This is a genomic window from Bradyrhizobium sp. Leo170 (assembly GCF_004296405.1).
In the GTDB taxonomy this organism is placed as follows: Bacteria; Pseudomonadota; Alphaproteobacteria; order Rhizobiales; family Xanthobacteraceae; genus Bradyrhizobium.
In genome coordinates this window covers 1-465 of the sequence record NZ_PSRR01000872.1, presented here as the reverse complement: position 1 = coordinate 465, position 465 = coordinate 1, and the positions used below count along the sequence as shown (strand labels likewise).

1 protein-coding gene is annotated in these 465 nt (G+C 58.1%); it reads right to left on the bottom strand.

The features are described from left to right. Nucleotides 1–148: 148 nt before the first annotated feature. Nucleotides 149–445 carry a ferredoxin family protein gene (locus CWO89_RS45165; RefSeq protein WP_130584482.1) on the bottom strand — a complete coding sequence of 99 codons (297 nt, stop codon included), beginning with the start codon at nucleotides 443–445 and terminating at the stop codon, nucleotides 149–151. Between the last annotated feature and the right edge of the window lie 20 nt (nucleotides 446–465).

Below are 465 nucleotides of genomic sequence, written 5' to 3'. Positions count from 1 at the left end.
ATTGGCTGCGGCGCTTAGGGTAGTGCACGAGCAACTATTCGCCCCAGCTGCCGTGTGCCGGCATCGTCGCAGCGAATTGATCAGGTCGCTCGTGGACCAATCTTGGGCCGTGCTTCTTGGCGATGACACGCGGCCTGCCGTTCAGCCCTCATCCAAACTTGAATAAGACGCCATATCCGCCACGCGGATAGCTCCATTCGATGTCGCCAGTGGGTTCGCCGATGACACGGCAGGTGCCGCATTCGATGCAGCCGTCGACGGTGACCTCGACCTGCCCCTTGTGGTTGAGCTCATAGCAGCGCGCCGGGCAGACCTTCAAGAGTGCAAGCAGCTGTAGGGACGGCTTCGTATGTGCGCGTACTTTGATGTGAGGATGACCGACGTCGACAAGATAGCGGTTGTAGAACAGCTTGTCCTCGACGCGCACTGATGTCTCGACATTCATATTTCAGCTTCCTTAGCCTT

Bases quoted from the DNA above. Each gene is read 5' to 3' on its own strand.
- CWO89_RS45165 (WP_130584482.1), bottom strand. From the start codon at position 445: ATGAATGTCGAGACATCAGTGCGCGTCGAGGACAAGCTGTTCTACAAC.